The sequence below is a fragment of the Bythopirellula sp. genome (assembly GCF_041737835.1).
Taxonomy (GTDB): Bacteria; Planctomycetota; Planctomycetia; order Pirellulales; family Lacipirellulaceae; genus Bythopirellula.
On sequence record NZ_JBGSQY010000068.1, the window covers coordinates 16789 to 42333 of the forward strand.

17 protein-coding genes are annotated in these 25545 nt (G+C 53.2%); 7 read left to right on the top strand and 10 right to left on the bottom strand.

The genetic code is table 11. The annotated features are described in order from the left end of the window. Positions 1-9: 9 nt before the first annotated feature. Entirely contained in the window at positions 10-2106 is a 2097-nt protein-coding gene (locus tag AC6T8Q_RS19210) for an alkaline phosphatase family protein (RefSeq protein ID WP_500680615.1), read from the top strand. On the opposite strand, the gene AC6T8Q_RS19215 is transcribed toward AC6T8Q_RS19210, so the two are convergent. From AC6T8Q_RS19215 to AC6T8Q_RS19225, 3 genes are read right to left on the bottom strand one after another with little or no spacing between them, the layout of a single operon-like run. Beyond that, the gene (locus tag AC6T8Q_RS19215; protein WP_500680616.1) at positions 2033-2947 is read right to left on the bottom strand and encodes a GNAT family N-acetyltransferase; all 915 of its coding nucleotides are present in this window, start codon (positions 2945-2947) and stop codon (positions 2033-2035) included. The two genes, AC6T8Q_RS19210 and AC6T8Q_RS19215, sit on opposite strands and share 74 nt — an antisense overlap. A gap of 4 nt (positions 2948-2951) precedes the next feature. Beyond that, positions 2952-3968, bottom strand: a complete 1017-nt coding sequence (locus AC6T8Q_RS19220) for an N-acetylglucosamine kinase (protein ID WP_500680617.1) — start codon at positions 3966-3968, stop codon at positions 2952-2954. Positions 3969-3999: 31 nt separating this feature from the next. Further along, positions 4000-5208 (bottom strand): GntR family transcriptional regulator, encoded by a 1209-nt coding sequence (locus AC6T8Q_RS19225; protein ID WP_500680618.1) that lies wholly within the window; start codon positions 5206-5208, stop codon positions 4000-4002. Positions 5209-5489: 281 nt separating this feature from the next. On the opposite strand from AC6T8Q_RS19225, the gene AC6T8Q_RS19230 reads away from it, so the two are divergent. Together AC6T8Q_RS19230 and AC6T8Q_RS19235 are read left to right on the top strand one after the other, a co-directional pair. Then, entirely contained in the window at positions 5490-7298 is a 1809-nt protein-coding gene (locus tag AC6T8Q_RS19230; protein ID WP_500680619.1) for a class I mannose-6-phosphate isomerase, read from the top strand. Between the two features lie 147 nt (positions 7299-7445). Continuing rightward, a complete protein-coding gene (locus tag AC6T8Q_RS19235; RefSeq protein WP_500680620.1) occupies positions 7446-9551 on the top strand; it encodes a glucosidase family protein in 2106 nt (701 codons plus the stop codon). Positions 9552-10251: 700 nt separating this feature from the next. Here AC6T8Q_RS19235 and AC6T8Q_RS19240 read toward each other — a convergent pair. The 7 genes from AC6T8Q_RS19240 to AC6T8Q_RS19270 form a co-directional block, all read right to left on the bottom strand. Then, positions 10252-11721 carry a Gfo/Idh/MocA family protein gene (locus AC6T8Q_RS19240; protein ID WP_500680621.1) on the bottom strand — a complete coding sequence of 490 codons (1470 nt, stop codon included), beginning with the start codon at positions 11719-11721 and terminating at the stop codon, positions 10252-10254. 24 nt (positions 11722-11745) lie between these two features. Then, positions 11746-13383, bottom strand: a complete 1638-nt coding sequence (locus AC6T8Q_RS19245; protein WP_500680622.1) for a glycoside hydrolase family 10-like protein — start codon at positions 13381-13383, stop codon at positions 11746-11748. Between the two features lie 82 nt (positions 13384-13465). Next, positions 13466-15175, bottom strand: coding sequence for an FAD-dependent oxidoreductase (locus AC6T8Q_RS19250; protein WP_500680623.1), 1710 nt, complete (start codon positions 15173-15175; stop codon positions 13466-13468). Between the two features lie 9 nt (positions 15176-15184). Next, positions 15185-17068, bottom strand: coding sequence for a sodium:solute symporter family transporter (locus AC6T8Q_RS19255; RefSeq protein ID WP_500680624.1), 1884 nt, complete (start codon positions 17066-17068; stop codon positions 15185-15187). Positions 17069-17097: 29 nt separating this feature from the next. After that, positions 17098-18156, bottom strand: a complete 1059-nt coding sequence (locus AC6T8Q_RS19260; RefSeq protein WP_500680625.1) for a Gfo/Idh/MocA family protein — start codon at positions 18154-18156, stop codon at positions 17098-17100. A 2-nt stretch (positions 18157-18158) separates the two neighbouring features. Next, on the bottom strand, positions 18159-19091 hold the full coding sequence (locus AC6T8Q_RS19265; protein ID WP_500680626.1) for a Gfo/Idh/MocA family oxidoreductase: 933 nt from the start codon (positions 19089-19091) through the stop codon (positions 18159-18161). Between the two features lie 13 nt (positions 19092-19104). Then, complete coding sequence (locus AC6T8Q_RS19270; RefSeq protein ID WP_500680627.1) at positions 19105-20190, bottom strand: anhydro-N-acetylmuramic acid kinase; 1086 nt, start codon at positions 20188-20190, stop codon at positions 19105-19107. 171 nt (positions 20191-20361) lie between these two features. On the opposite strand from AC6T8Q_RS19270, the gene AC6T8Q_RS19275 reads away from it, so the two are divergent. The 4 genes from AC6T8Q_RS19275 to AC6T8Q_RS19290 all read left to right on the top strand — a co-directional run bounded on the left by AC6T8Q_RS19275 (position 20362) and on the right by AC6T8Q_RS19290 (position 25437). Beyond that, positions 20362-21534, top strand: coding sequence for a XylR family transcriptional regulator (locus AC6T8Q_RS19275; protein ID WP_500680628.1), 1173 nt, complete (start codon positions 20362-20364; stop codon positions 21532-21534). Between the two features lie 183 nt (positions 21535-21717). Continuing rightward, positions 21718-22857, top strand: a complete 1140-nt coding sequence (locus AC6T8Q_RS19280) for a PEP-CTERM sorting domain-containing protein (protein ID WP_500680629.1) — start codon at positions 21718-21720, stop codon at positions 22855-22857. Between the two features lie 241 nt (positions 22858-23098). Then, positions 23099-24427 (top strand): hypothetical protein, encoded by a 1329-nt coding sequence (locus AC6T8Q_RS19285; RefSeq protein ID WP_500680630.1) that lies wholly within the window; start codon positions 23099-23101, stop codon positions 24425-24427. Positions 24428-24576: 149 nt separating this feature from the next. Further along, on the top strand, positions 24577-25437 hold the full coding sequence (locus tag AC6T8Q_RS19290) for a DUF1559 family PulG-like putative transporter (protein ID WP_500680631.1): 861 nt from the start codon (positions 24577-24579) through the stop codon (positions 25435-25437). The last annotated feature ends 108 nt before the right edge of the window (positions 25438-25545 follow it).

The window sequence follows — 25545 nt, forward strand, 5'->3', positions numbered from 1 at the left end:
ATAATCACGATGGCGGATCAGCAACCCGAGCAAACGCCCACTGAAGCTGGCGTAGTGGGGGCCAGGCGGTTCGCAAAACGTGTTTTATTGATTGGTTGGGAGGGCGCAGAACTTAGCACCCTAAGGTTTCTACTCGAAGCTGGTCGGTTGCCGCACCTTAAATCGCTCGTGGATGGCGGTGTCACACTTGAACTAGCCGTATCGCGACCGACATTCAATCAAGCCGCGTGGACTTCTTTAGCTACCGGAAAACGACCGCATCAGCACGGCGTACTACACGCTTTCTATCCGGTTGCCGGATGCTCCAAACTTCGGCCCGTGACGCGTCATAATCGAGAATGCAGCGCGGTGTGGAATATTCTGCACCATGCTGGTCTGCGGACCCATGTTGTCGCTTGGCCCGTCACGCATCCGGCCGAGTCGCTCGCAGGAATCTGTGTATCAGATCGTTTCGCGCCAGACTTTTCAGGTAGGGCAATTCCGCGGCCTGCAGGACCGACTGTTATGCCTCTTCAGGCAGGGCAAGTGTTGAGTGAGCGAGGTATGGCGCCCCACCAAGTCGAAGATGTTACTCTTGGCCAACTGCTACCATCTCATATGATTGGTTTGCGCGAACACGCAAAACTTGAGGCGATGTGTCGCGATATCCTAGCCCAAACAGCGACCTTATTTCGGGCGATTCGTTGGTGTCTCGGCGCGCAGGCTTGGGATTTTGCGACATGCGTCTTTCCTGGATTGCGCCGCTGTCATGAACTGGCAAACTGGCTGCGTCATCTCTCGCCAGCTGCCGCTGAATTGTGTCTACCTCTGATTGCAGGTTGCTACGAGCACCACGATTTGCTGCTCGGGCAATTATTGTCTCAGCTTGATGAAGGCACTCACGTGATGGTCGTCTCTGCAACTGGAAATGCATCCACGACATCTTCTGAGGATGGCGAATCAAATGCCCTTTCTCTGTCGGGTTCAGTTCCTCGCAATAACGGTCTGGCTGTGATTTTTGGACCGGGAGTGAGTCATCGGTTAGAAATCACGCCGCGAAGTCTCCTTGACGTCGCTCCAACAATTCTCTCTCTGCTTGGTGTGCCCTATGGAGAAGATATGAGTGGCCGACCCCTCGAGGATCTGTTTGAGGGCGGACTCGGATCGAAGGCGATCGCAACATGGGATTCTCACCTAGTCGATGAAAAGGCGCGGATGAATCCCGAGTTGGCTGCTCTTGAAGATACAGAGAATGATCGAGCCAATGATCAGGAATACGAGTACCTCGTTGAGTTAGGTTACACCGATCCAATTGATGTGGCAGCCAGCGAAGCAGCGATTCAATGTCAGCGTAACATCACTTTGAATCGGGCAATATCGTTGATGGACGCCGGATTGATCGATCAGGCCACTTCCGTGCTCGAGGAACTTACATGTCAAAACCCTGATTGGTACCATTCTCATTCGCTACTTGCCGAAAGCTATCTTCGGGGACGCCAGCGCTTTGCTGCCAGGAAAGAAGTTGACTGGCTGACGTGTCACGGGTTCGAGAAGCCGCAACTTTATCTGCTTTCCGCCGCCATCGAAATTGCGGATCGACACTTCGATCGGGCGCTGGAAGCGCTCTGCTGCGCCCGTCGAGGCAAAGCGATGCCTCTTGGCCTGTCCCTATTGGCGGGGACTATTCATCTACGGAAATGCGACCTCCCTGCGGCCGCGAGAAGTTTTCAACAATCGCTCGAACACGATGGCGCCTCGGCTGCTGCACTCGATGGGCTGGCAGCTGTCAAATTGCATTTGGGTGAATATGAAGATGCTGCGATTTACGCACTCGATGCACTAGAAAAAGATATGCGATTTAGTAAGGCACATTATCATTTAGCTGTCGCATTATACTTTCTCAATAAGCCGGAGGGGGCACTTCAGGCACTGAACTCGTGGGCGGCTTTAGAACCACGAGCTGCTGCGCCATACCGTTGGATGGCCAGAGTCTATCGGATGTTGCTCGCGAATACATCACAGGCCGAGGTATGTCTCGATCAAGGCAACGCAGTTATCCGCTATCGGCATCACTTACGTGAGCTGGCACGAGTGGAAGATACATCAATACCGACTTCCGCACCGTGACGCCACGCATTCTATCGGTGAAGCTTCGAGTGTCTTTATAATGGTCGAACGAAGTGAAAACAAACTGCTTGATACCCCATCGCATGGCCTCTCGGGTCGCTTCAAGTTTGAGCCACACATTTGCCCAACTGCCACGCACTTCAGGTGCAACTACATTCGCATCGACGTAAGCGATCTCTGGTGACACGCGGTGGGCAAGAATAAACCCAGCTACCTGGTCATCGATTATGAGAACTCGAGAAAGTCGTGGCATGAACGAGCCATTTACTTCGCCGCGAAGTTTCTCAGAGAGGGCCATCGGATCGCCTCCCATTGTGGCGAGGTGAAGTCGCAAAACTTCTGAAGAGTCGGCGTCGAATAAAGGTATGATACGAGCAGCAGCTGGAATCTTTCCTTTCTGACGCATTCGATCATAGAGCGGAGCTAATTGAGGTTCAAATTGGTCGAGTGGCAATTCATGGTGCTCGACAGTCTCGCAAGGGGAGAAGCCAAAAGCAGCCCAGGCTCGCATGGCTTCGCTGTTGACATCCACCTTCTGCGTGGCGTAGATGGCCTCTGCACCGAGCTGCATCGCACGCGCGGCAAGTTGCGACAGCAATGTCTTTCCAATGCCCTTGCGTCTGAAAGGTTCGATGACTTGCAGAGTCACTCCCGGACCTTTCAGAGGCTTCGGTCGCCTTGAACGTGTCAACGCTCCCGCGGCAACGATACGCTGTGGGAGTTCACTTTCGGCGACCAAAATGTGTTCAAACACGTCGGTCGCCGACGAAAGCAACATTCGAACAGCTTTAGCATCGTTGCTATGTGCTATGCGGGTCGAATACGACGAATCCTGCGACATGGCATCACTTGACCGAGCAAACGTGCTTAATCGCGGAGTATTCTGCCTCAAGCTTGTTCACTACGCTGGAGGAAAGTCGTTCGCCTGTAAGTTCCATTGCAAGCAGAGCTGCGCCAAGCACTGGTGGTAGAAAGGTTTCCTTCAAAATAGTCGTCGGCGCAATGCGCCTCAGTGACTGACTGAGGGGGTTCATAAAGACCTGCCGCGCGGACGTAAGCCCACCAGTTACGACAACGGGAATTTGTTGCGTTGTCTCGTTGTTGCTTGTGAGCTTGTCCGCTACTGCAGCAACCATCTTAGCGAGCTCGTCGGTGCCCTGTTGAATAATTTGACAAGCGACAGAATCCCCTTCAGCGGCCGATTCTGTGACGAGACGAGCCAAAACGGCGACTTCGGTGCGCGTCATTCCCTGCAACTCAACACGCCGCAGAATCTGCCGAATATCGGATAACTCCAACGCGTCGATTACACCGTCTCGTAACATCGTGGCTTCGCCACGGCCATCGTAGTCGCGTATGGCGGCGACCATTGCCATGCGTCCCAACCAGAAGCTGCTACCCGGATCGTCCAGCGTCGGTCCCCAGCCGCCCGATTGCCAGCTGTTGCCATGCTTGTCGCGTCCGTAGCAAGATGAACCGGTGCCAGCGATCAAGACGATCCCCGTCTCGCCGGCCAAGCCTCCCATCAATGCCACCCGCAAATCGTGGTCAACACCGATTAAATCCGCGGGTACTAGCGCCAACTCAGTGACGATTTCGCGAATGGCCTCTTGATCTTCGCGAGTGACAATACTACCAAGGCCAAGGAAAATGGCAGCGACCTCTCGTGGGCTGTTGTCGAAAGCAGTCCACGCTTGCGAAACAGCCTCACTAATATTCGTGCGAACCTGATTTGCCCCGACGTCGTGGTAATTGCCTGAACCACCCTCACCAAGTCCCAGCAGTTCTCCACTGCACGAAACAATGGCGGCGCGTAGCCGGGTCCCGCCACCGTCGATACCGATCACAACCTGTTCGCTCATAGATTGAAACCCATTCTGAAGCTTTTCATCGTTACTGAACCTGTTCCTCGCGGATCATTGTGTGAGCCACAGCATTCTTTTGCCCAGTTCTGTTGTCCGTCGAGTTTCGGACTACTAATTCAGTGTCAATAATGACCTGTCGTGGACTTGTCTCAACACCGGCGATCATAGCGAGCATCGCTTCATATGCGGCTTCGGCGAAGGGTTGTACGGGCAGTCTGGTGGTCGTCAGTGATACCGGCAGCAATTCAGCTATTGGATCATCATCGAAGCCTGCCAGCTTGATATCTCGACCAATCTGCAATCCTTGCTCCATAAGATGCCTGCCTATGAGGGCGGCAAAGCGGTCCATCTTACAGATGATGGCATCGGGTGATTCAACTCGCACTAACTTCTCGCAAAAGGTTCGCGTCAACTCAATTTCGTCGACCATGTGGACTAATCGTGGACATAGGCGCAGCCCGTGCATGCGGTGAGCTTCGTAGTACCCTGCGAGGCGATCAGCGACTGCCGTCGACACTTCTGGTATTCCCACAAAGGCAATACGTTCGCACCCCAGTTCAATCAGATGCTCCGTAAGTGCGACTCCTGCTCGACGGTTATCGTAACCAATACGAGTGAATTCGCTACGATTTGGGAACGGCACGATGTCCCGATCGATCAAGATCACGCGAATACCTGCTTTGACTAACATGTCGACGACAATACGGTTTAACTGCATTTGATCGTCGGGCAATTCGGCAGGATAGTAGAAAACTCCGTCAATTCGCAAGTCGATCAACGACTTAGTTGCATTGATGACCCGCTCACTAAAGGTCCCTTCACCCGAGTAGCATTTCAAAATCAATGTTGAATGCCGCTGCGAAGCAATGTCTGCCAATCGCTGATGAATTAGACCTTCAACATAAGGCAGAGGTACACCCGATTCGACCCAAGGAACGAAAAACGATAAGTCTAACTGCTCGGTTTGGACGCGTTGTTTGACATAGGTGCCTGATCCGCGCCGCCGTTGAACGAAGCCGTGAAGTTCCAAATCACGCATCGCCCGCGACACTGTGGTGCGCGAGACATCAAAATGCTGCATCAACTGAAGTTCTGTAGGCAACTTCGCGCCAGGTAATAGGTTGCCGCTCTCAATCCGTTCAAGGAGAACGTCGTGAAGTTGCCTTGAGCGGGGTTTCTGCGGGTCTATGCTGCCAAGCCAAGAGAGTGTCGAGAGATGATTGCCGTCAGGTTTCATAGAAGTTCCAGGCTAACGTATTAACGACAAGCAAGGGGTATCGCCAACTACAGGATACAATATTGGTCTAATAGATACTACATTCTGGGCAGAAGTATTGACGTAGATGGTCAAAATGTTAGTTTAAATTATAAACCGGTTCCGTGCTTTGCACACTCTTTTTGAGCGAATTCTACGCTATGGGCAAGCTATCGATGCTTCAGCAATTTCGCTGATTTATTGACCTCCCAGGTGTGAACAAGAGTGAAAATTGAACTTCTACTTATGAGTCTGGATAAAACGTGCACGACAGCCCGACCACCAAACCAAATGATGTAGCATTTCGGAAGTCGACTCAGCGGCTGGCTCCGATAATACCGACGTTCAGCGTCGATCAGGCCTATTGCCTCTATCCAGCGTTTCCAGTCCCGCCGGGAACTGTGAAGTATGGCTTTGACGCGCTCGCCGACCAAGTTGTCTCTCACCATACCGTCCGCATCGATGGCTTCATCGGCGTGTTTTGGGATGGCTTACGTGAAAAGCTCAAGGATGCCCTGTCAAGTATCAACATCGAAGCGAAATGGATTGACGTTTCCCAGGCACAGAAAAGTCCATGGGAAATTGAGTCGATGGTGGAGCCCTTTCTGGGAGGCCACGACCCATTGTTCGGTACGCGCTATATCGGCGAGTTGACGGATTTTTTCGACGCAAGTCGTCTTGCCGCAATAATTCCTGATAGTAGCGCGACCGTGACGATCCTCTATGGTTGCGGGGCGGCCTTGGTTGATTGGGAAGGTCCCCTGTTCTATGTTGATCTCCCCAAAAATGAGCTGCAATATCGGTCCCGGATGGGCAATGTTCTCAATCTTGGCGCTGATAGATACGTGTCCCCTAAGGAGCAGTACAAACGGTTCTATTTCGTCGATTGGCCGATCCTCAATCGGCACAAGTCAAAACTCATTAACCAAGTGGACTGGTTTGTCGACGGACAGCGGCCCTCTGAACTGGCGATGATATCGGGGCCCATCCTTCGGGATGCATTGGATCGGATGAGCACGAACGTGTTTCGCGTCCGACCTTGGTTTGAGGCTGGGCCGTGGGGAGGACAGTGGCTCAAGGAACGTATCCATCAGCTGCCTCAAGAAGAGTCAAACTATGCTTGGTCGTTCGAGCTTATCACGCCGGAAAATGGCATTGCTTTCTACGATGGCCGCCACCAACTGGAAGTGTCATTTGATTGGTTGATGTACCATAACGCCCGTGAAGTGCTGGGCGAGAGTGTAAATCGGTTTGGATCTGATTTTCCTATTCGTTTCGACTTTCTCGATACTTTCGATGGCGGCAATCTTTCCGTTCAATGCCATCCTCGTCAAGATTACATCCAAGAGCACTTTGGAGAATCATTCACACAAGACGAGACGTACTACCTTGTCGACTGTAAAACCGGGGCAGAAGTTTATCTTGGTTTCCAAGAGGACATTGATCCCGACAAATTCCGCGCTGAGCTGGAAGAGAGCTATCGCATCTCGACCATAGTAGACGTAAAGAAATATGTTAACACCGTGCCGGCTCGCCAGCACGAGTTATTGCTTATTCCCAACGGCACGATTCATTGCTCGGGAGAAGATATTCTGGTGCTGGAGATCAGCGCCACGCCTTATATTTTTACGTTCAAGATGTACGATTGGTTGAGACTCGGCCTCGACGGTGTTCCCAGGCCGTTAAATATTGAGCGCGCATTCGAGAATCTCGATTTTGAACGACGAGGCGATGAAGCTCTGCGGCAACTCATCAGCAAGCCGAAAGTCATCTCTGACGGTGATGATTGGCGGGTCGTTCATTTGCCGACGCACGAGGAACACTTCTATGATGTTCATCGCTATGAGTTCGAAACAGAAATCGTCGGCGAAACTGACGGCTCTCCGCACGTGTTGATGGTGGTCGAAGGTTCAAGCGTGATGGTCGAAACCCAAAATGGAATGACCGCGCGATTTAACTTTATCGAAACTTTCGTGGTACCCGCGGCCGCCGGCTCTTACAAACTTCTCAATCTCGGTAAATCTCCTGTCAAAGTGATCAAGGCATTCATTAAGGCCGCTGATCGCTTGTAACGAAAATGTGAGTGACCTATGCGATTTTCCCTTATCTCTTCGACGCTTGTAATTTTAGCGCTCGCAACACTGTCAGTGACGTCCACACTTAGTGTCGTTGCAAGTGCCCAGACGACAGAGAAGGCTCCCGCGGAAACGCAAGAGAGTATGCAATACGTCCCGGCCATCGACGAGATGGCGAGCGAGTGGCTCGAAGTGGCCGAACTGGCACACATGCCCTCATTACACAACTTCCATGACATGGCGGCATGCTCACCCGATCTGATGGGGGTGAACTACAATCCCGATGGTCAGCTCTTCGATTGGCCAACGGGCCCTCGGTGGTTCCGTTATCTGACGCTCCCACTTGTGAAACTCAAAGTGAACGGCCATGAGTATGAAACGACGAAATGCAGATGGTACCCCCATCAAGCTGTTAGGCAGCACAGCATGGATGGACTCGTTGTTGAGACAGTAGTCCGGATGATGTTTGAAGGGGGCGGCCTTTTGTATGAAGTGACGGCCACCAACAGTTCTCAAGAAGAGAAAACTGTGGATCTCACGATGGACATTCCCGGGAGTGAGGTGGCAGGTTCACCAGTTCGGGCGATCGCTTATGAGTCCAACGACCCGAAGCTCGCAACATCACATGGCTTTGGTGATTCGACGGGTAAGAAGGAAAAAGACGCGAAACTGGAGATGGTCCATGCCTTTGTCGAACTACCTGAAAGCTTAAAGAATGATGATTCGCACGTCGCCGCGACCTGGAAAAAAGTCCTGAAACCTGGCGAGTCGACTCAGGTTCAGCTTGTGATGGTTCATGATTGGAACTCAGGCAAATTTCCATCGCCAGAACTCGTCGATACGGCCCTGGAGTCGGCTAAACGATTCACCCAAATTTGGGATGGAATCAAATCGAGCTGGGAGCATCGTTGGCAGCAAATGTTTACACCAGGAAACGATCACTTTTCCGGACATCTGCCGGTTCTTAATACGAGCAACAAAGAGCTAAGCGATATCTATTATCGGAGCATTCTAACTCTCCTGGTATTGCACCGAACAAACATGAATGCGTGTGATCGGACTTTTGTTACGAGCGGTGAACGCGCCAAGGGGGTCGTTTTTTTCTGGGATACATCGATGTGGTCCAAGGTGTTTGGACTCCTTGAGCCAAAGGGCATGAAAGAGCACGCAAAGATATTTTTGGCTTGTGATCCCCATAAAGGCCCTGTCTATAGTATGGATACGCGCCAACAGTGGGAGGGCTGGTATGCAGCGAATGATTCGACAATTTTCACATTTGTTAACGAATATCTAAATACAACTGGCGACAAAGAGTTTTTAGACGAAAAGATTGATGATCGCACAGTCCTCGAACACCTCGATTCCTTGGCTACCAACTGGCAAGAACTTCAGACCGACAAGAGTATTATGTTGGCTGACTATGGCGAAAACAAAAACCTGCTGGAGTGTGCACCGGCTTATATTCACCGTGTGCCTTCGTTCAACGCCGCGAACGTTTGGATGATGCGCTCGATGGCTAATATTCAGGAAGAGCGCGGAAATACCGCGCGAGCCAGCGAACTGCGTGAATGGGCTGATCGGTTTGGGCAGGCCGTACTTGGATTGTATAAAGCTGGCGATGGAGTGTGGTATGCCCTGCACAGAGATGGCGAAAAGGTTGAACTGCGCCATTGCTACGATTTTGTCTGCGTTGGCCGATATATGAACGATGATCTCAACCCGTCGATGAAAAGTGAAATGGTCGATTTTGTCAAACGGGAGTTGCTGACGCCCACGTGGATGCGAGCCATGTCGCCTAAAGACAAGGCAGCAGAAAATTCTGATCGGCCCGATCACGGACCCATGGGCGCTTACGATGCGTGGCCCGCGTTCACTGCTGAGGTGATGTGCATGTTGGGCGATTGGAAAGACGGTGTTAAATTTTTCGCTGACACTCAAGGTGTGCTCTACGAAGGCATTTACGGCCAATCTCGCGAATACTATGGCGAGAATCGCGCGAGCCGAAATGCCCCAGTTCGTATCGCCATGCGAGGGGCCTGTATGCGTGAAAGTGTTGGTGGAGGGGCCTTTGCCGAGGTCATTATTGGCACGTTGTTTGGCTTCCGTCCACAAGAAGGGAAAGAACTTACGCTCTATGAGTCGGAAACCGACCGTGGCTTCGAAGGACAACTGCTCAACGTCGGATACAAGGATAAGTTGCTTGACATTACCAGCAACTCTGACGGTGTCAGCTTCCAGTTTCAGGATTAGGAAGGTTGAAACGATCCTTGTTACGCCATATCACGCGAAATAAATAGAGTCATCGAATTGCTTCGCCAGAACAGGCGCCCAACTCTTGCGACGATTGCATGTCGTGGACAGGGCTACCTTGCCTTGTTCGCGGCGTTCTTGCTTCACACGCCGCACCCACGATTCCGAAACGTTGAAACGAATAGGCTTCCATCTGTTCACCTCTTTTAATGATGGTGAACCTAATTTAACCAACGCGTATGGACAATCATTTGCGGAAAATGTGTCGGTGTTACCCGAATTATTCGTGCTATTCGTCCGATTCGTGGTTGCCTTCCCTCGTTGCTCTCTGTGGTTTAATGTCTCCACCCCGGCCAAGAATCGTTGTGGCAAAGCGCTTCGCAATCGCGATAATAGTGCTCGCCTTTGAGTAGGCATGCTCTTTGAAAACCGAAATCGTAGACAGTCCTATTGCAACACGCTTAATCATGCGTTTTGTCCAAAAGTCGGCGCGTTTTGGCACGTGCGGTTTTCGCAAGGACTTGGATTATCAAGACTTGCAGCGTGGCCACGTGACAAAACCCAAGACTTTCGGCGCGAAAGTTGGGACCCCAGCCCACGCGCGAAAAATCGAGCTTTGCGTGCTCAGGGAGCTGCAAACCACGCAAACCTGGCCAAGCTCGCAAAGCTCAAGGGGAACTCGCAGCAATCAGAGCTAGTACTAGCTGCTCTTAGCGGGGTCAACGCCGTTGACCCACTCACCCGCCAGGCGTTGGTAGTCGGGTGTAAACAGCGTGCTGCCCGTGTCACCCGCTTTCCAGCCCGGGATGTGATGCGGCTTGGCTTGCTCGGCGGACATTTTTTCCCAGCCGTTGGCCCAACTCGGATTGCCATCGGTGACGCGCATGTTTTCGCGGTCGAAGTGAAAGACTTTGCCCTGCCGGTAGCTTTCTGCACCGAGTTTGACGATGACCATTGCCGCGGCACCCAGTTCAGGATCGCATTTCACTTGGCTCGGGTCACCGGCAATCACCGCATCGCAGAAGTTTTCAAAGTGCGCCAAATGATTGTCAGCAATGCCACCCACTTCGATGCGCTCGTTAACGATCTTGCTATTGTGCGTGACCTGCGGCCGCTCGGCCACGAAATCGTAACCCGTGAAGGCATCCCCCACCCCGAAGTTGAACGAACCATTGTGGCCGCGGATGACTTGGCTCAGCGGAGTTTCCTGGCACGACATGCTCGCGGAAATGAAGCCTTGCACTCCTTCGTAGAAATCAGCCACGACGGTCGCGCAATCGGGGACTTGCCGGGTATCGTATTCCAGGAAGATACCTCCAGCGCCCGTCACACGTCCTGGGAACCGTAAGCCCGTGGCGGCCAGCATCGCGGTCATGCGATGGACAAACAAGTCGGTGAACATCCCCGAGCCAAACGGCCAGTAGCACCGCCATTGCGCATACTTCGCACGATCGAACGGCATCTCGGGAACAAGACCTTGTTCGGTTCCCAAGAACATGGCCCAATCGATGTTCTTGGGAGTCATGTCCTCGGCTAAGCCATAGTAGCGCCACTGGCCCATGTCGGAATTGCGAAAGATTTCAGTTTGAAACTGAACGACCTTTCCAAGTTTGCCCTCTTGAATACGCCGCAGGGCATCACCCCATACGGGGAGTTGCGTCGATTGCACGCCGACCTGCATGACGAGTCCCGATTTTCTCCAGGCATCGAGGACGGCCAAGGATTCGTCGACGGTGTGCGTCATCGGCTTTTCGCAATAAACATGCTTACCCGCCGCGAGGGCATCGAGCGTTTGCCGGGCGTGCCAGTGATCGGGCGTGGCGATACAGACTGCATCAATCGATTTGTCGTTGAGGATATCGCGGTAATCGCCTACGGATTTGGGCTCACGTTTGACCCCTTCGGCGACTTTTTTCACGGCCTCATCACGATAGCGATTGAAGACGTCGCAGACCGCGGCGATTTCAATCTTGCCGGTTTCGTTTTGCAGCTTGATCGCCGAGGTGAGATGTTGATTGTTGCGAACCCCCAAACCAATGAACCCGATGCGCAATCGCTCGTTGGTGGAAGGCTCGGCCATCGCCTTCAAAGCTGGCACGGCCAGCGCGGCGGTGGCACCCGAGACTTGCATGAAGGTACGGCGAGAGACGGAATTGTTGGGGGAATTCATGCGAAATCACTCCTCTGTGATGAGTCAAAGCCCATTGATTTTTGAAACATTCCGAGTTCGCCGACAAGCAAACCAGACGACGAACTGTGCTAATAACAACTGATAGTGAGGTTCAGGAACCGCCTGCGTATTGGTTAAGTTGGCTGTCATCGACCAACCATAATTCTGCCGCCAGCGCAACAGATCGGCGGCGTCGACTTTGCCATCGTAGTTGGCATCACCATCCGCGGGACTGGCACCAACGGTTGTTCCTACATTCTGTTGCCATAGTAGAAAATCACGGCCATCAACGTCGCCATCACCATCAAAGTCGCCGAGGAAGTAACTCGCCGTGCGCCGGTCAACCAGGAGTTCCACGGCGGTTGCGCCGGGAATGTTGAGTTGATGAGCCCCGGCGGGAAGATAGGCGACATTGTATTCCGTCCAGTAAGCACCGATCTTGGCAACAACTCGATAGCGCTCTTCCTCGGTCACTGTAAAGTTCCAGTTGCTGGCCCCCGCACTCGAGCCGACGACTGGCGCGGGGCGACGATCAACGGCGAATTGAGGATTGGCTGCCTGGCCTTCGTTGGCAACGTCGTAAAAGGCAGTGAGTTGGTTTTTGTAGAGATCACGGACTCCGCTCGAGAACCACAAACTATGTCCCGCGGCCCCCTCGCTGCGGCTGCGCTCGATCATGGCTTGCAGATCGGCATAGGGTGTGCTCGGATCGGGATTGATCCGCAAGCCAAAGACCAGCTTGTCGAGATCATTCGGCTCGAAAGGTGCGACCTGCGCATTCACGATGCCGTTGAATGAGGACAAACTGCTGCGATACATCTGAATGGCGAATTCATCAAAGATGCCTTCGGAGTTCCACTGCGGCCAATTGGCGTTGTAATTTGTCATTGAGAAGGACGTAATCGAGGGGCTGACCGACACCTTGAGATCGGGACGCGCCGTTTTGACAGCCGAATAGAGTTCGTCTGCAAAGGTCGTAACTTTCTGCTGCCGCCATTGGCTGAATTGAGTATTCGTGGGAGACGTTGGAACAGAATTGCCCGTCTCCGACGTGTACAAATTCAAAGTCGTGGCATCAAAGCCAAAATTCACCGGCCAAGCCATGTGATCGTCGAACTGAATCCCATCGAGATCGTAACGATTGACTGCTTCCAAGGTCATGTCGATGACAAACTGCCGCACTTCGGGCACAGCGACGTTCATATACGCGAACCCGCCATTGGTGCTGTCGGCATAATCTCCGGATTGATTCTGCAATAACCAACCTCGTGACTTCATGTAGTTGGACAGCGGGTTGTTGGGATTTCCCTCGGGACCGATGTACTGAGTCATCACGCCGTACTCGAACCAACCGTAATACGTCATTCCCTTGCGGTGGGCGTGAGTGAGCGTTTCCTGCACAAGATCTCGTGAAGTCCCAATGGTTGGATTGCGGTCTGTCGTGCCGATGATCGCTTTGAGCGTTTGCGAAGGAAAGTTGGTGTAACCGTTCTTCCAAGTTTCGGTGTAAACAGTATTGAGGCCGATTTGGCGAAGATCGCTCATGACGGCTTCGGTGCTGGCCCCCGTGCGAATGTGATCGACGCCCGTCGTGGTGAGCCATGTGCCGCGGACTTCGGGTGCCGCCGCTAAACAATGCGGCGCCACAAGCATGGCAATCATGCTACAGGCATAAAGAGGAATACTCAGAAATTTCAATAAGAAGCGGTACATATCAAGCGGGAATCATAAAAAGGTTGGCAATTCAGTTTGCGCTGCTGATGGTCCAATCAATGGGGGTAAATTTCTTGATCAACTCTTGAAGCTCTTCGATGGATTCATAGGCTTCTTGCGTTGATTTTCCATTGCGGGCCATGTAGGCCGCGGCAACACCGGCCGCGGTGCCCGTCGACCATTCCGTGGGATGCAACCGTGTGCCGGAGTTGGTCAAAAAGCTTTGGGCCATCGTTTTGCCTGCGACAAGCAAATTCCCGATGCGGTAGTGAGTGAGCGCTCGGAAAGGAATGTAAAACGGCAAGGTGTCGTGTGCCGAGCGGACATAGTCGGGATATTGGCAACCCACGAGCGGATGAATATCCGCAGGATACGCCCCTAGTGCCACGCGATCGTCGAACTTAGTGCCGGCCTGCTCGGCGGCGGGACCTGACAAATCGTCGAACATCAAAACAAAGCCATCCAAACCGATGGCACGCCGCGTGTCGCGAATGTAGGGCAGCTTGGCCAAGCCGTGACCTGTTCCGAGTTCAGTACCCGCGAGCGTGATCTGTTCGGGCTTGATTGATTCGGGGGCGTGTTGTCGGAACCACTCGTGCCAACCGTAGGCGCGTTGTTCGGCGCCGGCGAGGGTTTCGAGATTGATTCCCCCTTGCCAATTATGCGTTTCCGCGGCGGTCTCTTCGCGCGCCTTGAAGAGATAGCCGAAGGGATAATCGTTCCCCCCTTGCGACAGCTTGCTGGAGTAGCCCCAATTCTGCAAACAAAGATCCCCGACGGCAGGATCCTTCTCTCCACGAATCCGGCGATACGTCCAAATTTGCTGCCAGGGATTTGGTTTGTCGGTGTAGTCACCAAACCCTTGATGGCTGGGATTCCCTGACGGAACTCGTTGATCTTGGGGTTCGGCATGAATTTCTTGAACAAAGCAGTAAACCGTGGATTGGCCGCAAAGGGCGTTGCCTCCTTTTTCGCCTTCTTCGTATTCAACGCCTTGCAGATAATCCGTACCGCTGAGCGCGAGCAGCTCGCCCCATTCGGTCGCTTCAATAAAGATGATTGGCTTGTCTGTGGAATTCTCAAACACCACAACCGATTTCTCGAATCGATCGGAAGGGGTCAGTGAATACCAGTCGGCTAAATCTTCGGATGGCAAGCGGTCGTAGCCCTTGGATCTGACGTTTGGTTTGGGTTTGCGCTGAATGCATTCGAGCGATTTGATGCGCGTGCCTGTTTCGTCGAGCACGAGGCGTTTGACGACCGTTTCGGGAAAGACAACAAGATTCTCTCCAGCCGCTTTTTGCAGCGGCAAAAGTTGTGTGCGCAGGTACTCGACAGGGCGAAAACAAAAGCGGCTGACCCAACAATTGCCGCAGTCACTCATTCCTGTGAGCGTGCCCAGGAAATTGGGCGTCATATTCTTGCGATCGCGGGCCAACTTGGCCACATTGAGCAGCGGCTCTTGGGTTTCTTTGTCTTTGATCGTGTGCCAGGCTTCATCGATGGCGGGGACCGCGCTGGCCGTGAGTTGCCCCCCCACCCAATCCGTGGGTTCGATGAGAGCGGTTTTCGCTCCCGAGTGGGCCGAGGCGAGCGCCGCGGCAAACGCTGCCGTCGAACCTCCGGCGATCACGACGTCGAATTCGTCGTGAATTGTCGGCGTGGTTTCCTCGGCAAGGAGACCGAGAGGATAAAAAGCGATGAGCCAACAAATACAAAAGCTGAGCGTAATTCTAGGCATGGTCCGCAATTATTTCGAAAAAGATGTACTTAAATTGATAGGCAATGAGTGGTCGATGGGTTGTGATGTTTCCATTCGTGTGATGTGCCAATTGAATAAGGAACGAAAGACGAAAGCGATGAGGAGAGCACTGACTCCCAATTCCGCCGCAAGGACATACTTGCCGACTGCCAGTTGCGACAATCCAAGAATCGCGAGTGCAATCCAGGCAGTGCCGACGATCGCGACCCCCAAACCAGGGAGTAACAAGGCGGGGGCTGCCGCATATTCATCCGGATATTGGCGGCGAAATGCTTCACGAATGGGCTTCCACAAGCCGAGCGGCCGCGCGCGGCGATAAAATTCCACCAGGGTTGCCTCGGACTCAGGAGTGGTAAGCAACGCAGTGAATAACCAGCACAAGGTAGTTAAGCCAATCGAGATGACGGCCTGGAGCATCGCCATGGCGTCGGCGTTGGCCGGGCTGATTTGCAATTGGGCGTCCCACCAATCCCAGAGCGGCAAGACCAATCCGAGCCCCAGATAAACAAACGGTCCAGCAATCATCGCGGCGAGCCACGAGGCAACATTGATCCGCCACCACCACCATTGAGCCCAAAAGAACGCGCCTGATGCGCCAAACATTCCGGAGATGATTGTCGCAATGCGGAACAGCGAGCCCGCGCCCAGCATCACGAACACACCAGCAATCATGATGGCCAACATGACAAGTCGGCCAATCCAGACGCAGGCCTTACTTTGCGGATCGAGTAGTGGGGTGTTAGGCAGCAGCGGACGCAAGACATCGTTCACGGCTGTTTGCGCGCCGTAGGTCATCAGTCCGCTCACGGTCGACATGACACTCGCAAGCAGTGCGGCCATGGCCAGCCCCAAAACACCAGTGGGAAGATTCTCGGCCAATAGCATGCTATACGCTTTTTCGCGCTCACCGGGGGAGGCGTGGTACATTTCAGGGTGATCGATGAGTACGCTCAGAATTGGTAGCGTTATCAGCAACAACATCACGAACAACGTGCAGGCAGCCCAGATCGGCACTTTCGCAGCTTCACGGGAATTGGCGCAGGAAAACATTCTCTGCCCGTCGACGTCGACGCTGCCACCGCGGCCCACGGTTGGCACGATCATCCATGCCAGGACCAGCAAGGGACCAAGGACTTCATGTCCGGCGACGGGGAGCACCGACAGAATCTCTTGATGCTCGGCGGGATGGGCAGAGGTAATGGCTTGCGCGAGACCTTGTGGCCCATCATATTTGGTCAAAATGCTCAGCAGCATAATCAAGCTGGCCACCAAGATCACAGCAGTCTGCATCACGTCGGTAATGAGCACCCCCGCGAATCCGGAGACCCAGACATAAATCACGAGCACCGGCAAGGTGATAAGTAGCAACGTGAACTTGCTTTCGATCTCGAAGATCGGGCCGAAGATCATATAGGTCCCCAACAGACCCGCCCCGATCCACGGAATGATATTGACTGCAATCGTGAAGAGCGCCGTATAGACTCGCACAAGTTTTGAACCCCTACCGCCAAAGCGCAAAGAATAAAACTCGGGGCCCGTGCTGATGTTCAAACGCCGCCAACGGACGGCAAATAGCAGCGACACGATCAGCCATGCGAAAGCAAAACGAGAAAGATAGTACCAAGCAATGGGGAGTCCAATCACGGCCATCAAACCGCAATACAGCGGAGCAACGTCGGCATTCATGGCGGTCACGGCGTAGGAAACTCCATTGAGCCACCCCGAGACATTCCGCCCCGCCAGATAGAAATCTTCTTCTCCCCCAGCACTCGTGTGCATGAATCGGCTAGCGAAGATTCCAATACCGAAACTGGCAATCATGTAGATTGCAATGATCACGACATCGGCGGAATGAACGGCAGCGATTGGCATGTTTAGAAGGAGACCAGAATCACGATTATCTAGACAAGTTCAACGATTTCACCGGCGTGGCTGGATTCGTAAATGGCTTCCACGAGCGATTGAACGGCGATGGCCTGCTGGGAAGTGGGGCCCAGAGTTTCGCGTTGAGTCACACTATTCATGAAATCACGAAACTGTTTAAGAAAAAAGTCGTCGTCGGCAACAGTCACTACCGAGTCGATAAGCTTGCCTTCTTCGACTTGGGCGAGATGAACCTCCGTTCCAAAGAGTTCAAAGCCAAGCCCGCCACGATCACCCAAGACAGCAACTTGTGAGATGGGCATGAATTTGCTGGGATAGTTGCCCGCCCAAGCGATGTGAAGTTCAAGCGTCGTGCCGTTGGCAAACTTAACTAAGGCTTGGGCCGAATCTTCGACGTTGCAAATACCGTTGTAATTGGGCGGGCCGGACCACATGTTCTCAAACTGATAATCCTTCATACGCCGACCGAAATTTTCGTAGGTTTGCCCCAAGACTTGTGTTGGCTGCGGAAAATCGAGCAAAAACAAAGATAAGTCGATCAGATGCACACCGACGTCGATCAGCGCTCCGCCGCCAGAAAACTCCTTGTTGGTGAACCATTTTCCTAGCCCCGGTACGCCACGGCGTAGGAAGAGATTGGCTCGGGCGTGATAGATCTCGCCGAGTTTGCCTTGCTGGATTATTTCACGGGAGATTTGCCCCACGCCCGTATAGCGATGGGCATAGCCAATTTGCAGGATGCGGTTATGCGAATCCGCGACTTCGGCAATCTCCTGGCATTGCTGCACAGTGAGCGCCATCGGTTTTTCGAGAAACACATCCTTTCCTGCGGAGAGTGCAGCAACGGCAAACGGCTTGTGCAGCCAATTGGGTACGCCAATCACGACGCTGGTGGTTGAAGAATCCTCCCACAGGGCTTCTGGTGATTCAGAATACTTGGCGGAATATTCCTTAGCCAAGGCAGGCCCTAGTTCGGGATCGATATCGATGACCCAACTGACGTTGGCCCCCGCTTTAATGGCCGCTTCGGCGTGCTTCTTGCCAATGGCACCTGCTCCGATGATACCAATCTTCATGTTTATGCCTTCTCCAATGGCGATGTCCGTTCGGAATGGCCCCGCGCCGGATTGTTCCAATGAGGGCCCTTGATTGTGTGCTGCGTACCTGAGCTGCTCAACGAAATCAACGTGTTTCGTTGGGGGATACTTTCGACCAAGTCGAGAATTCTCCGGATCACGAGTGTTTCGGAAGGGTCGATCTGAGCAACTCCCGCATCAAAAAAGTCAAGAATGCTCGCCGCGGCTTTGACGAACAGTTGATCGCCAGCTACGACGACGTGCTCCGCGCCCCTGCTCGTGAGCAAGGTCGCCGTGAATGGCAACTCCGCCTGAGTATTGAAATCGATCACGGCCGTCCGCGCGTTAGAAAAAACCAGAATAAGTTGCGGATACTGATCCGTGCCCGCGAACATTATTGATTCAACGGACGGCCCCAAGCAACTGACCGCCAACTCAACGGGATGAATGCCATATTCCTGAAATGTAGGCCCTGATGCCGTGATCAACATCGATCTTAATGGCTCCGCCGTTTTGCCGAGTCGATCTTGAACGGTGCTCGTGCGCAAGGCCGACGTACTTTGAATTGCCGTGTTATGTGCCTCGGCGATCTCAAAGATTTGCTGGGCCACCATGAAACTCGGAGCAAACGTTTTGTCGACAAAGGTTGGCTTGCCGAACGGTAGAACTTGCTCGCACATTTCCAGGTGCAACTCGGGGTTGGCGGGGGCCAACACCATAAAGAAGTCGACGTTGCGTGCTAATTCTTCGGTCGTCTCGAAATACGGCACGCCGTTCTTTTCTGCCCAGCAGCGACTGGAGTCGCAATCCCAAGCCGTTGCCCCAGCGATCTCGTATCCGCGCGGGGCAAGCACTCCCCGCACCGCCGCAAGATAAACACGGGCGTGAAAGTTATCGAGTTGATAGTCAACCAAACCAATCCGTTTGTTCGCCATATCCAAGTCCTAATCAAAGCGGACGCGTGATAAATCCGCCGCAGTCCGCCGAACGGCAGTTCGTTGTTTCGGGAGTTGTGATGGGAAGCCCGCGCACGTGCCGCACCGCGAGCCAGGCGCAGCATTCCGCCGACATCCAGCGTGGATTCAGCCCTCGTTCGCTAACATTCTTCACGTCGGCAAAATGCTTTTTCAGCATACGATTGATCAAGGGATGATCGCTTCCCGAACCTGTGACCCATAGCAGTTGAGGGAGATCAGGGAGCTTCTTGGCCGCACGCGCAAAAGCCTCGACAGTGATTGCACAGAGCGTAGCAGCGCCATCAGCCACATTCAAACTTGCTACGTCAATGTGATCGAACTCATGCAATCCAGCGGCCTTGGGGAGTGGCCGCTGAAAAAATGGAGCGGACAATGACTCTTCGACAACCGCCGTGTTGACGGTTCCTTCTAAGGCAAGCCTGCCATCGAGGTCATGTGGCAAGCCCGCCATTTCTTGGGCCCATTCATTTAGCAATCCCACGCCAGGGCCCGTGGTCCCCGCGATAATCTCGTTCTGCTTGCTAAGCCATGTGACACTAGCCACGGAACCGATGTTGAGCATCAAGGCAGGACGTGGTTCGGTTGCCATGTGGGCCCAATGAAACATGGCTACCAGAGGGTCCCCTTCCCCACCTGTTGCCATGTCGTGTCGACGAAAATCACTCACGACCGGCAGACCGATCCCTTCGGAAAGCTGCCAGGGATTACCGATCTGGTGAGTGAGCCCTTCACTGGGCAGATGCCTGATCATGTGGCCATTGAGCCCTGCCAGCTTCGCGTCCTTGACCTCCGAGGGATAAGTTTCTGACAAGACGCGAAAAGCTTCGATGTGGTGCTGGGTGAGTAACTTTTCTAAGCGAAGAATTTCGGTGGTGGGGAGATCATTCTGAGTCGCTTCGAGAATTCGCCAGCGGAGTTGCTCGTTGTAATCAAGCGAAATTCCGCCCAGGGGTTTGATCACGTCACGGCCGTCAGTATCAATAACAGCCGCTTTTACGCCATCGCCGGACGATGAGCTGATAAGCCCGACGGAGCGATAAAGAAAAGCAGCCGACATCAGTCACAACTCGTGCGAAACGTGAAAAAATATTACGAGATTCCCAGTTTATCACTCTGTTATTGAAGCAAGCTAACAAATAGCGATATTTTTTCCATTGATTGCGCATGTACGTTATTATGGAGTTCGTCAGCCAGGCTCGGCGATTCCCTGCACCCTTGCAAAACCCGTATGATTCAAACCGAAAAGACGCGAGTGCGTGAAATTGCGGTGCTGGTAGAAACCGACAGCACCTGGGGGCGCAGCATCGTGCAAGGTGTTGCCAACTATTCAGATAAGCATGGCCCCTGGCATTTGCTTGTCGCGCCGCGAGATTACAGTCATCGCTGGTCATTGCCTGATCGCTGGCGTGGCGATGGGATCATCGCGCGGATTAGTTCCCCTTTGCAGTTGGATGAAATCATCAATTCCAAGCTCCCGACGGTGAACGTCGACGACGTGTTTACCGATCTGGCAGGCATCGAGCGAGTGCAGACCGATGAAGCCAAGCGTGCCCAACTGGCGGTCGATCATTTTCGTGAACGTGGTTTCAGTCAATTTGCCTATTATGCACCCCCAAGCACCGAGTACTCCAAGAGCCGGGAACATGAATTCATGGCTGCGTTGGAAAACGATGGCTTCGACTGCCATGTCTATCGCCCCGGCTATCGTGTGAGTCGTCGAGTTGACCGCGATGAGCAACACAACCGTGTTTTCCGTTGGCTCGGTGGGCTTCCCAAACCGGTTGCGGTTTTAGCCATAGATGCTCGTCGGGCTCGTGATCTCGCGGAAGTATGCAACATCGAAGGGATTGCTGTACCCGACGAAGTGGCGATTTTGGCAGGCGATACCGACGATTTGCTCTGCGAGCTATGCACGCCGCGGCTCTCAAGCATCTTGGTGGCTGGTCAGAGAATTGGTTTTGAAGCCGCTAAGCTACTCGACGAAATGATCCGAGGGAAATCAAACCACACCGAACCCATCCTGGTTCAGCCGCTGGGAGTGATCGGCAATCAATCGACCGACGCGATGGCGATTGGGGATCCTTTGATCGTCAAGGCCATGCGTTTTATTCAAAATTATGCTTTTCAAGGCATCGTGGTTGATGACATTCTCCGCGAAGTCCCCGTATCGCGTCGCTATCTGGAGCTCCAGTTCAAACGCTACTTTGGCCGACTGCCTGCCGAAGAAATCCGTCATTTACGCCTCGAACGTGGCAAAGAGTTATTGACGCAAACCGATGATTCCGTGGAATCGATTGCCACGGTTTGTGGCTACGCCGGTGCCACGCAATTCGGCGTCGCGTTTCGCAAACGCTATGGCCTGACGCCTCTCGCGTTCCGTAAGCAGCTTCATCAAAGCTAATTGGCCTGCGATTTTCCGCAATAATATCATGGAACTGCGGAAACAGTCTGTGCGCTTTTAGTGGAAAGAATTGCGCAGATTCATTTTGTGCTCGCTCGGAAACTGGCTAGCATACGAGAGTTGGAAATTGCCCAGCGATTACCCGCTTTTCTCTGTCCCATCATCTGTGTCGAGGGGTGTCTAATGAAGAAACTGTTGTTTCCGCTACTCTGTTTAACCATCGTATTTCAATTTTATGGCTCGTTGCAGGCCGCCACACTCACCGCTCTATCAACTTTTGGTGGGGGAGATGGTTGGATTGCTCCGGGGGATCATCCTCGAGTTCAGAATGACAACAACCAGCGTGGACTCGCCTACAACCCTGTATCAGGCAATGTGTTGCTGGTCAGTCGCACGGGTGGAACTTTTGTCCAGAAGTTTGATGGTGTCACCGGAGCCGATGAGGGGACTCTCGATGTGACTGGAATTTCCGGCGGTACTTTTGCTCTTAGCACGATTGGCGTTGCCAGTGACGGCGCTATCTTCGCAGCCAATTTGGCCAGTCCCGCTTCAAGCACGAGTCCTTACAAAATCTATCGGTGGGACGACGAAGCCGCGACTCCGACACTTGCCTTCTCGGGTGCTCCGCAAGCTACCCGATACGGTGACACAATTGATGTCACTGGCAGTGGCGTCAATACGCGTATCATCGCTGGTCATGGGACTCCAGCCAACAACTTTTCGATTTTTACAACTGCCGATGGTAGTAACTTCACTGGCACATCGGTTGCGATTCCACTGTCACCTGCTCCAGGTGGAACCGTTTCGAGCTCTTTCCGTCTTGGGCTCACCTTTACAGACAATGATACCGTCGTAGGACGTGGCGATGGTGCCAATACGCGTGTCGTTGATATCGCTGCGGGATTGACGACGGGAACACAGGTTGCGGTGAGCAGTAATGGTCAGAACACTTACCGACCAATCGATTACACGGTCTTAGGCAACGGTATTCCGATTCTTGCTATGCAGCAGATTGCTGGCGATATTTCACTAGGTATTGGCACTACATCAAGATTATTTATCTATGATATGACCGATCCGAATAATCCTGTAGAGATTGCTCAGAAAAGCAACACCACGATCTCGAACGCTAACGGTAACGCTACGGGCTCAGTGGCCATCGGTAAGACTACTTATCGTAAGGCGATTATTTACTCCTTGGATACCAACAACGGCATCCAGGCCTTTGAACTCACAACGGTGCCCGAACCAACGAGCCTGGCGCTTTGTGGTTTAGGACTTGCCGTCATGGGAGTCATGCGCGGCCGCCGCAACGGACGATAGTGACAAGTTACCCACCGTCCGCAGTCATGCTTGTTGGCTGCGGGCGGTTGGACCGACCTGAGTTACGCAGGGAAGAAATGACAAAGAATTTCGCGACCAACTTTTGCGAACGCTTTCGTTGACTTCGGGTGGACAAGCTTTCAGCCGAGAATACGATCCAAACAAACATCCTGACGGAGATATGGCGATGACAGCCCGTAGGTTTACCAGTTGTGTGTTGGTCTTATCTTGTGTTTTATCGATGAGTGTCGGAGTTCAGGGCGTCGATTTTACCGAAATCGCTCGTTTTGATATCAGTGCCACGGGGAATCCGACGGTTGCACCCGGCGATCCCTTGCCTCCCCCTGATCAGGACTTTATCGGCGTGAACGCCGTGGCCATGGCTTGGAGTGGCTCGAAGCTATACATCGCCGGCTTCAACAACAGCGGTCTTCAGCCTCCTTCGGTGAATGCGGTCACCAGCATTATCGAAATCACCAACGCCACCTCGACTGGGCTGGTGACCCCGACTTACAGTTCGTTGATCAGCACCCAGATTACTCCCTCACAACGTGGATACACGGGACTCGATCTAAATGCCGACGGGACACGTCTGGCAGCTTCGTTTAGCGACGGGTTTGCCAACACGTCACCCGAAGGGCCAGCCGTGGATGGTTTGCAGCTTTTTGATACCAGCGATAATTCGCGACTGTGGTCATACGCCGAACGTGGGGATAGTGGCGTGGCCTTTGATCCTGGGTTTCCTGGGGGAAATGCGGCCCAAGGCACGGGCGTGGCCTATGTGGAATCGTTCGGCAGTGGACGACGAGCTTTGCTCGATGCGGCCACGGGGGCGGACATCTGGACACCGACCGATGGCATGATTTGGATTCCTAATGGTGGAAACGCTGGTAATGCCCGCGACATCACGTTCGATCCCGATACTGGTGACATGTACATTCGATCAAATAATGATTTGTTCTTCGCCAAACGCACTGGCGACAACACCACGGATCAATCTCAGAACCTCAAGATTGTTGATAATACGGATAATGTCTTTGGGAACTATCAACATCTGGCGTTTCTCAACACAACCAGTGATGGTGACTTCGTGATTTACAATAATCGTGCTTCCGGAGGGGGTGGCCAAGATTTCTTCACGGTTAATCAGCTTGTAACTCCGACCGGCACCCCGCAGGCGATGAACTTCACGTGGTTACCGAATGCCGATAGTTCTGCCTTTCTGCCAGCGACCGGAGCTGCTTGGTATGACTACGATTTTGATCCTGTAACACAAACCTTGGCCCTTTTGGATACCTCGAATCGTTTGGTCCACATCTTCCAAGTCGGCACGCAAAGTGGACTTCCCGGAGACCTCAACGGCGATGGAGCAGTGACCGGGCGAGATTTCCTAGCTTGGCAACGAGGGGAAACCAGTCCCGCTTTCGACGCGAATGCACTCGCCGAGTGGCAAGGGGCGTACAACGGTGGTGCTTTAACGGCTTTGTCGGCCGTGCCTGAGCCAAGTTCGCTGACTATTATCGCAGCAGCAGTGGCTTGCCTCGCGGGGCTGAAACGTAGCAGCCGCTGAGTGTTCGATTAACTCGTGGGTGCCTGTCAGGGGTAGCAGGCACCCATGAATAATTTTGCGTTAGATCGTGAAGATTAGTTAAGGACGACATGCGTTTTGCAGCGTCGCCCGTGGCGAGAATTACTTAACATCGGAAGTGAGCCGTTGCCATGTCACTCGTTCGTCGCTCTCTCAGCAAACAAGCATTCACGCTCGTTGAATTGCTGGTCGTGATTGCAATCATCGGTGTGTTGGTGGCTTTGTTGCTCCCGGCCGTGCAAGCGGCTCGCGAAGCCGCGCGGCGTGCCCAGTGCAGCAACAATCTCCATCAGATGGGATTGGGCGCGCAAAATTACATGTCGACGAAACGTGAATTACCGATGGGGTATGGGCGAGTGTTGGAGGATGTGACCGACGCGCGTCGCACCTTCGTCAAGACGGGGCTCTTTTCCGAGATCCTCCCTTACATGGAACAACAAGCCGCTTACAATTTGCAGGATCGCGATTTCTATACCACGAGCACGCCCTATTACAATGACCCGGCACGCGATCACTTGGTGGAAACCTACATCTGTCCTAGTTGGCCTTATGATCGAGTTAATCAATCCGCGCCTCCCAATTTTGAGTATCGGCTGGGAGCCATGGTGACCTACGCGGGTGTTGCGGGGGCTATTCAACCGGGTCAGACGACGATTTCCTCTGGCGAAGGCGCGATCCCTGATAATGGTGCTTTCACGATGCAAAAAGCGGGACCGGGTAAATTCGACCCCCCCATTGGCAAGGCTCGCGGACTCGGTGAAATCACCGATGGCCAAAGCAACTCGATGCTGATTGGCGAATACGTACACGTTAACTGCCAATTTCAGGAAGTCGTAACGGAAGACGTTCCGGGGAATGTCCGTCCTTGGTATGTGGCTGGTTTTGGCGATGTCCCCTATGCAATGAAGGTCCTAGAAAATGCCCCCAATATCTGTATGCACCGGCAAAATACTCCTGTCCTGCTCTGTCGAAAACCTAGTCGCACGGGATAATCATGATGTTGTGTGTCAGGACTCGAAGTGTGATTTCGCGTGACTGAGACCAGAAGGTTCTCGCCCGCAGGGCGGATCCCATCGAGCGTTTGATCATGCTGTTGACGG